This is a genomic window from Cohnella candidum (genome assembly GCF_003713065.1).
GTDB classification, from domain to species: Bacteria; Bacillota; Bacilli; order Paenibacillales; family Paenibacillaceae; genus Cohnella; species Cohnella candidum.
Map to the genome: position 1 here is coordinate 641598 of NZ_CP033433.1, position 8403 is coordinate 650000.

Sequence of the window (8403 nt, forward strand, 5' to 3'; positions counted from 1 at the left end):
ACATGCCGGCGCGGGGGCGACATCCGTCCCCGCCCGACATATCGTCTGGGGGTCGGAGTATGGCAGTGCCGGCTTTGCAAATGAGCGGCATCGGCAAATCGTTCAACGGCATCAAGGTTTTGCAAGACGTCGGTTTTGAACTGCTTCGGGGTGAAGTACACGCTTTGATGGGCGGCAACGGAGCCGGGAAATCGACACTCATGAAAATATTGACCGGCGTATATGGAATGGACGCGGGTCAGATCTGCATCGACGGAAACGAAGTGAAGATCCAAACGCCGGTGGACGCGGAAAAACACGGCATATCGATGATTTTTCAGGAATTCAGCCTCGTGCCTACCTTGACGGTCGCACAGAACATTTTTCTCGGGCGGGAACCGAAAACGAAAGCGGGATTCATCGACGATAAGAAGTGCACCGAGTTGACCAGGCGGCTGTTGGAAGACTTGGAGGTCGACATGAAGCCGAGCGACCTCGTGGCCGATCTGGGCGTCGGCTTCTGGCAGATGACCGAAATCGCCAAAGCATTGTCCAAGGAAACGAAAATATTGATCATGGATGAACCCACCTCGTCATTGACCAAACGGGAATCCGAAATCCTGTTTTCGCTCATCGAACGTCTGAAGAACAGGGGCATCTCGATCATTTACATTTCTCACCGGATGGAAGAAATCTATCGCGTATGCGACCGGATTACCATCCTCGGAGACGGCCGCCATCTGGTGACGGACGACGCCTCCCGCCTCGATATGGACAGCGTCATCGGCCACATCGCGGGGAAGAACCTGGATAAGTTCGAATGGAAGGAAAGACCGGTTTCCGGCGATGGAGAAGTGATCCTGCAGGTGTCGGGATTGAAAACGGATAACCGGCTTAACGGCGTTACTTTCGACCTCAAGCAAGGGGAAATCCTCGGATTCGCGGGCCTTATGGGCAGCGGGCGGACCGAAACGCTTCGAGCGCTGTTCGGCATTGACGCTTGGACGGACGGCGAGGTGCGCATCCACGGGAAGCCGGTCCGGATGAGATCGCCGAAAGACGCGATCCGCTGCGGGCTCGCGCTCGTTCCGGAAGACCGCAGGGAACAAGGGCTGGTTCTGGAACATGAAGTGAAGGACAACATCATGCTTCCCTCGATCTCCAAGGTCGCGGGGCCCCTCGGCTTCGTGAACGACCGCAAAGGAAACCGGAATTCCGAAGCATGGGTGCGCAAGCTCAGCATCAAAACCGATTCGATCCACAAAACCACCCGTCTGCTGTCGGGCGGGAACCAGCAAAAAATCGTTTTTGCCAAGTGGCTGGCCAACGCCCCGGAAATCATCATGCTCGACGAGCCGACGATCGGAATCGATATCCGGGCGAAGACCGAAATCATAGACATGATCCGCGTTCTGGCGAGCGAAGGCAAAAGCATCCTGGTCGTTTCTTCGGAACTCACCGAGCTGCTGGCGGTATGCGACCGCATTCTCGTGTTCCACGACGGTCAGGTCGTGAATCAATACAACCGGAAAGATATCCAGTCCGAGGAGGAATTGCAGCATGCAATCCAATACTTCTGAGGCGAAGGCAACCCTCGCCTGGACCCGAAAATTCAACTGGCGGCAATATATCGTGTATATCGCATTTATCGTGGTGTTCGCCTATTTTGCCATCACGCTGAACTCCGACGGGTTTCTTACTTCGAACAATATCATGAACATCGTTCGTCAAACGGCGATCATTTCGATTATGGCTGTGGCGATGACCTTCGTGATCAGCGCAGCGGAGATCGATCTTTCGGTCGGCTCCATCGCGGCTCTAGCTTCGCTTACCAGCGCGTTGGCGCTCGAACACGGCTACGGGATTATGGGCGCCATCGTGGCGGGTTTGGGTACGGGGCTGGTGATCGGTACCGTTAACGGATGGCTCGTGACGAAGGTAAGCATACCATCATTCCTGGTCACGCTCGGCATGATGGGAATCGCGAAAGGGTTCGCCATGTGGATTACCGATACGGCCCCCGTTCCGATTCTCAACGATCACTTTTCTTATATCTTCGGTTCCGGAGACATCGGGAAGATTCCGGTTCTCCTGATTTGGACGCTTGTTATCGCCGTCATCGGTCATGTCGTGCTGCGAAAAACGACGTTCGGCCGCAGAACGCTGGCGACGGGCGGCAACCAGAACGCCGCGCGTTTCTCCGGCGTCAACGTGGCCCGGACGAAGCTCATGGTGCTGGCAGCTTCCGGGCTGGTCGCCGGCCTGGCCGGCATGCTGTATGCCGGACGGATGCACTCAGGACGCTTTACGTTCGGCGAAGGGGATGAACTTTCCGTGATCGCGGCCGTCATTCTCGGCGGCACGAGCCTGTTCGGCGGCGTAGGAACCGTCGTCGGTACGGTCATCGGATCGCTGATGATCGGCACGATCAACAACGGCTTAATCATCATGGGACTTGACGTCAGCCAGCAAATGATCATCAAAGGACTCATCATCATTTTGGCCGTCGCGTTCGGCCGGAAAGCCGTAAACAAGTAAGCAGGGAGAAGGATGAGATGCCGATGGCGGCGAATAGACGGTTTGCGAAAGGATTTAGCTTGCACTCGATCGGGTTCAAACTGTTCTTCATCTTTTTCATCAGCATTCTGGCATTCGTGTTGGCTGTCGGCCTCATCTCGTACGATTTGTCGAGGCGCACCATCGCCTCCGAGGTGTCCAATTCCTCTCTGCAAACGATCGTCCAGGCGAACGAAAAGCTGGATTACATGTTCGGAAACTACGAGAACCTGTCGCATCAGATCCGGAACAACACGGAATTCACGGACCAGATTTTCACGCTGCTGAATTTCGACGTGGAACAGGTGCAACGCGTCACGATGGACCGGAAAGTCCGCGGCTACCTGCAAAACCTGAAATTGTCGCAGCCTTATGTGACGGGTATTTACGTGCTCAACGACAAAGGATCGTTCGGGACGACGGATGTCAAGATTCCCAAGGACATTGCGACCAAAGACTGGTATAAGAAAGCGGTGGACCAGAACGGCAAATTCGTATGGCTGCCTCCGCGCGAGAAGGGCTATCTCGGAGTCGGGAGCGCGGGGGAATCGTCGTTTGCGGTCGCGCAAATTTTGAAAAACTCCTTTGACGATCCCATCGGTGTTCTCCTTATGGAGTTCGACCCGGTTTTACTCGGCAATACGCTCAAAAAAATCCGGCTGGATTCCGGGAACGTGTTGATGCGGGACGCCGACGGAACGAACGTGGCAAGCGGAAATGATTCCTGGACGGACACGCCGCCGTTTGCGATGAGCGGTATGTCCGGTGAATTGTCACTTCGGGACGGAAGCGCCGATTTGCTCGCGGTATACGCAAAATCCGAACTCACCGGCTGGGCTTTAATCGGTCTTGTGCCGAAAGCCTCGGTATACGCCCATGCAGACAGCATTTACCGGTTCACCCTGATCGCGGCCTGCTCGGCGGCTGCCCTTGCGCTCGTCATCGGGTACCTTCTAGCGAGAAGAATCGGCGGTCCACTGAAGCGTATCCAGGACTTGATGAAAGAAGGCGCCAAAGGAAACTTGAAGGTTCGTTCCGGTTTCACCCGCAAGGACGAGATCGGGGAACTGAGCAGCAGCTTTAACCAAATGATGAGCCAAATGACGCAGTTGATCCATGATACGGACAAGCTTGCGGCCGCGGTCCTGGGGACCGCCGGCCAAATCGTGCAGGTCTCGGACACGACGTCACAAACGGCTAAAGAGATCGCCGCGGCGACAGAAGAAATCGCCGCGGGTGCCGTTTCGCTCACGGAAGAGGCTTCAAGCGGCAACGAAGTCACGCTCGCGGCCAACGAGCAATTGAAATCGGTGATGGAGAGCAACACGGAGGTCGCGGATACCGCGAAGGAAGTCCGCGTGTTCAGCCAAGAGGGCATTCGCTGCTTGGGCGATTTGACGGCCAACACGAGCGAGGTTGAACGTAAAACCGGCGATATGGCGCAGAAGGTGGAGCGCCTGAGGGAAAGTACGAAGTCCATGGAAAAAATCTTCGATTTGATGGCGCGTGTGAATCAGCAGACGAAGATCCTCTCCTTGAACGCCGGTATCGAGGCCAGCCGCGTCGGAAGCGCAGGCAAAGGCTTCCTCGTGCTCGCGCAGGAAATGCAAAGGCTTGCGGAACAATCCCGGCAGTCGATGGAAGTGGTCGCGGGCATCGTGGACACGCTCCATGAGGAGATCCAGGCAACGTCCGCGGCGATTCTCGAATCGCAGCCGATTTTGCTCGCGCAAACGGGTTACGTCCATCGGGTGAACCGGATTTTCGGCAATGTGCATGGCCATATGGAAGAAGTGCTGACGAAAGCGGAAGCCAGCACGGCACGTCTAAGGGATCTGGAGCAAGCCCAGGAAACGTTGAAAAGAGCGATCGACAACGTCACGGCGGTCTCCGAGGAATCTTCGGCGATTACCGAGGAAGTCGCCTCCCAAAGCGCGGAACAATCGAAGAGCAGCGAAGGCCTTGCCCGGCTTTCCGCGGAATTAAAAGAAGCATGCTTCGCGCTGCAAACGTCGCTGACGAAATTCCAGTATGATAGATGAGGAAATCCTCTATGAACGTGGCGTATTGGCTGCGTTCTTTTATTTTGCCGCTTCCGGTCGGGTCATGGTTCCGAAGTAGACCACGCAGAACACCCGAGTCATCAGGAATGTGAGAAAAATCGCGGTCCACTACCAAAACCAATTCCAACGAACATACCGAATCAAATCGGTATATTAATGGATAAGCAACTCAACCACCGTCAGTACGGAAGCGAATAATACATAATAGCCGAATTGAGTCCAGCGCCTTGCATGAGTCGGGAAAACGATTGACGTCGGCAAACTCCCTTACCGGATAGGCGAGAAGGTTGAGCTCGACCATGGCATGACCGAAAATACACGTCATCCACTGTTTAACCAATTCGGTATTCGCGGCCAGCAATCCGTCAATTAAGGTGAGCAGTGAAATCCAGGCGGCAAAGTAAAAACACTTCGTCAACTTTTTCCCACGTGGTCTGTAGATGTAATAAAGGCCGCTTGCAACAGGCGTCCACACCACTTTGAACGGGATATTCAATTCCGACGCTTTGGGAAATTCACGCAGCGGGTAGGCCGTTAAATCAAGTTGAACGAGCAGCATTTCTACCGCCCATACAACAGCCTGACACGCAAGAAAACACAATATGAATTAAATTCCGTTCCATGTCCATGACCATAGCTTGGGCAAGGAAGGAGGCTCCTATGCACTCGTTGTCCGTCGTCGACGCGAGATTGCGGAGATTGCGGTGTCCCCATTTAAATATTTTTATTAATTAGGCACTTGAACCGCGTTCGGTCATATATAAGTGATATCCGTTCGAACCTGTTGAGGAGGATATCATGCAAGTAATTTTACCGAGTGAAGAATATTTCGGTAGGTTTGAAGCCGTTTTTTTATTCTACGGGCCCATGCCTACAGGCGTTACTGTTTCAGAAACCGGGCGTATTTTCGTTTGCTTTCCGAAATGGGGAGACGACGTTGAATTTACGGTGGCTGAGATCGTTCAAGGTTCTTTGCGGCCTTATCCGAGCATAGAGGCTAATTCGGCAAACCCTTCAAATATTTCAATGTCCTTCATTAGTGTCCAAAGTGTCGTTGCCGATGGAAGGGGAACGCTTTGGGTACTGGATACGGGAGCTCCAAATTTCTCGGAACCCATCAAAGGAGGGGCGAAACTAGTCGCGGTAGATTTGAACACGAATACAATCAGAAAAGTATATACATTTACAGAAGATGTTGTTCTGCCAACCACGTATCTGAACGATGTCCGATTTGATTTTCGTGTCGGTAAAGCAGGCTATGCTTATATAACGGATTCGTCTTCCCGGGGACCGGGAGCCATTATTGTCGTCGATTTGGAAACGGGCCATGCTTTCAGACGGTTAAACGGGGCAAATTCAACTTCGCCGGATCCCTATTTTTTACCGAAGGTTGAGGGTAGAATCCTGATGAATCGAAACAAAGACGGATCTACTTCACCCTTTAGATTGGCATCCGATGGTATTGCGATTTCCCCGGACGGCAAGCAGTTGTATTTTTGTCCTCTCTCCAGTCGTCATCTGTACTCGATTTCAACCGAGGCCCTAAGAGACCGAACGATACCGGATAGTAATTTACAGAATTTCGTGAAGTATTGGGGAGAAAAAGGTGCTTCAGACGGAATGATAACCGGTGCGAAAGGAACACTCTATGCAGGAGATTATGAGCACAACAGTATTCGAAAAATCCTGCCGAATGGCAGTATGGAGACCATCGCACATGATCCGAGAATTTTATGGCCGGATACTTTTTCGATTGGTCCGGATCAATACTTATATTTCATCGTGAACCAATTACATCGGCAGCCGAGATATCATTATGGAAATGACCTGAGGCAGAAGCCTTATAGTTTACTCCGTACGAAGATAGACGAATCGCCTGCTCCTACCATGGGAAAGGGTTGATTCGGGATTCGCTCCCGCTTGGCAATCCACCATACAAAAAAACGCAGCCGATTAGGCTGCGTTGCTTTTTATGTATGGTGGAGCCAAGGGGGATTGAAATCTTGATTGAACTTGCTGACGACGTTTAGTCGACGAAGCAGATCGCAGCGGTAGATTTCGATGCCGATTTCTTACCCCACAAAGTGACGCGTCTCTTCGAAGCTAATTCCGATTACTTTGCGGGGACCCCATCAACCGTCTTGGGTATCCTGCGCGCGGAACGCCCCCCTGAATCGGGATTCGATCCCCCTTGGCAGTCCACCATACAAAAAAACGCAGCCGATTTGGCTGCGTTGCTTTTTATGTATGGTGGAGCCAAGGGGGATCGAACCCCTGACCTCATCGCTGCCAGCGATGCGCTCTCCCAGCTGAGCTATGGCCCCATGTCTTAAGCGACAAAAATGATATTATCATGGCAAACAGGCAATGTCAATGCCATTTTCTTCAGGACGATTTCTCGTGCATATCCGCTTTTTTTCAGCAAAGGATAAGACGACATTTCGGTCAGAAAATGGGGTTGTGCGGAATGGCGCGTAACGGGGACGAGGGGATGTTGTGGCGTTGGGGACTGATCGTGCATCGCCTTCGTTGGATGGTGGTCGCGATCTCCGTTGTTATTTTTCTTCTCATGGGAACGTACGCGAGACAATTGCCGGGGCTGCTCAAGGACAACGGATTCGAACCTCGCGGGAGCGAATCGTCGCGCGGCTTAAACCTTCTTGAGAATGAATTGGGGGTGCCGCCCTCCTCCGTAACGGTCGTATACGAAAGCAACAGCCTGAATTTGACGTCCCTTGCATCTAGAAATAACATTATGTCTTCCTTAGAAGCGGTCAAAAAACTTCCCTACGTCAAACAAGTCTCCATGAACAAAACGAAGCGCTTGAACAATCGCACGGACGTCCAGTCGGCGGAAATCGAGCTGAATCTGAATAAATCGGACGCGCTGGCCCGATATCCGCATATCCGGAACCTCATTCACGCACCTTCAGGCATGAAGGTGTATGTCAACGGACCAACGGCCACTTTGTACGATATCCAAAAAGCGACGAAAAAGGATTTGTCCAAATCGGAAATTCTCGGTCTCCCGATCGCGCTCGTCGTGCTCGTTCTCATTTTCGGTTCGTTGTGGGCGGCCATTCTTCCCGTGATCGTCGGCGTGATGAGCGTCGCGTGCACGCTCGGCATCGCCTATTTCATTGCACTGAAATATTCTCTGTCCAATTTCATGCCGAACATGGTCACCATGGTGGGGCTTGCGATCGGCATCGACTACGCTTTGTTCGTGGTCAGCCGATTCCGGGAAGAGCTGGCGCGGCAGCGAGCGGTCAGCACGGCGGTGGCGAGAACGTGCCAGATGGCGGGGAAGTCCATTTTGTTCTCGGGGTTCGCGGTACTGATCGGCATGCTCGGCATGCTGTTCATCGACTTACCGGTAATGCGTGCTCTGTGTTTAGGCGGCGTATTGGTCGTGTTTTCGTCCGTGTTATTGTCACACACGCTTCTTCTGGCTTTGCTCGGCATCCTGGGTCATCAGATCAATCGTTTTGCGGTGCTGCCGTCTCTCAGGAAGAAACGTGGAAATACGGCGGCTTGGGAACGAATCGCCTTTACCGTCATGAAAAAGCCCGTCGCGGTCGTGCTGCTCATGAGCGGGCTGCTCGTTCTGCTGATGCTGCCGGTCGGCGGCATGAAGCTGGGCGTTCCAAGTGCGGAAGTGCTGCCGCCCACCTACGAATCGAGGCAAGGATCGGATCTGCTAAAAGAAACATACGACGAGCGGGAATTGAATCCGATCCAAGCGGTGGTTCAAACGGATGGCGGTACCGTGTGGCAGGAACGGACGATCCGCGATATCCGTGCT

General features: G+C 53.1%; 6 protein-coding genes and 1 tRNA gene (1 of these 7 cut by a window edge). 5 read left to right on the forward strand and 2 right to left on the reverse strand.

Going from position 1 to position 8403, the window contains the following annotated elements; translation table 11 throughout:
- Positions 1-59: 59 nt before the first annotated feature.
- From EAV92_RS02895 to EAV92_RS02905, 3 genes are read left to right on the forward strand one after another with little or no spacing between them, the layout of a single operon-like run.
- Complete coding sequence (locus EAV92_RS02895) at positions 60-1559, forward strand: sugar ABC transporter ATP-binding protein (protein WP_123039683.1); 1500 nt, start codon at positions 60-62, stop codon at positions 1557-1559.
- Positions 1540-2517, forward strand: a complete 978-nt coding sequence (locus EAV92_RS02900) for an ABC transporter permease (protein ID WP_123039684.1) — start codon at positions 1540-1542, stop codon at positions 2515-2517. The genes EAV92_RS02895 and EAV92_RS02900 overlap by 20 nt, the downstream gene beginning before the upstream one ends.
- A 23-nt stretch (positions 2518-2540) precedes the next feature.
- Positions 2541-4577 carry a methyl-accepting chemotaxis protein gene (locus tag EAV92_RS02905; RefSeq protein ID WP_164472613.1) on the forward strand — a complete coding sequence of 679 codons (2037 nt, stop codon included), beginning with the start codon at positions 2541-2543 and terminating at the stop codon, positions 4575-4577.
- Positions 4578-4767: 190 nt separating this feature from the next.
- Here EAV92_RS02905 and EAV92_RS24795 read toward each other — a convergent pair whose 3' ends face one another.
- On the reverse strand, positions 4768-5157 hold the full coding sequence (locus EAV92_RS24795; protein ID WP_241158415.1) for a CBO0543 family protein: 390 nt from the start codon (positions 5155-5157) through the stop codon (positions 4768-4770).
- A 239-nt stretch (positions 5158-5396) separates the two neighbouring features.
- Between EAV92_RS24795 and EAV92_RS02920 the strand changes: the two genes are divergently transcribed.
- Positions 5397-6500: an L-dopachrome tautomerase-related protein gene (locus tag EAV92_RS02920; protein ID WP_123039686.1), complete on the forward strand. Its 1104-nt coding sequence runs from the start codon at positions 5397-5399 to the stop codon at positions 6498-6500.
- A gap of 346 nt (positions 6501-6846) precedes the next feature.
- Here the strand turns inward: EAV92_RS02920 and EAV92_RS02925 are convergent.
- Positions 6847-6922 (reverse strand) — tRNA-Ala (locus EAV92_RS02925).
- Positions 6923-7089: 167 nt separating this feature from the next.
- Between EAV92_RS02925 and EAV92_RS02930 the strand changes: the two genes are divergently transcribed.
- Positions 7090-8403, forward strand: the 5' portion of a protein-coding gene (locus EAV92_RS02930) for an MMPL family transporter (RefSeq protein WP_241158416.1). The gene runs 858 nt beyond the window's last position; the window shows 1314 of its 2172 coding nt (coding positions 1-1314); the start codon lies at positions 7090-7092; the stop codon falls past the right edge of the window.

Coding starts and splice junctions, on each gene's coding strand:
- EAV92_RS02895 (WP_123039683.1), top strand. CDS start 60: ATGGCAGTGCCGGCTTTGCAAATGAGCGGCATCGGCAAATCGTTCAAC.
- EAV92_RS02900 (WP_123039684.1), top strand. CDS start 1,540: ATGCAATCCAATACTTCTGAGGCGAAGGCAACCCTCGCCTGGACCCGA.
- EAV92_RS02905 (WP_164472613.1), top strand. CDS start 2,541: ATGGCGGCGAATAGACGGTTTGCGAAAGGATTTAGCTTGCACTCGATC.
- EAV92_RS24795 (WP_241158415.1), bottom strand. CDS start 5,157: ATGCTGCTCGTTCAACTTGATTTAACGGCCTACCCGCTGCGTGAATTT.
- EAV92_RS02920 (WP_123039686.1), top strand. CDS start 5,397: ATGCAAGTAATTTTACCGAGTGAAGAATATTTCGGTAGGTTTGAAGCC.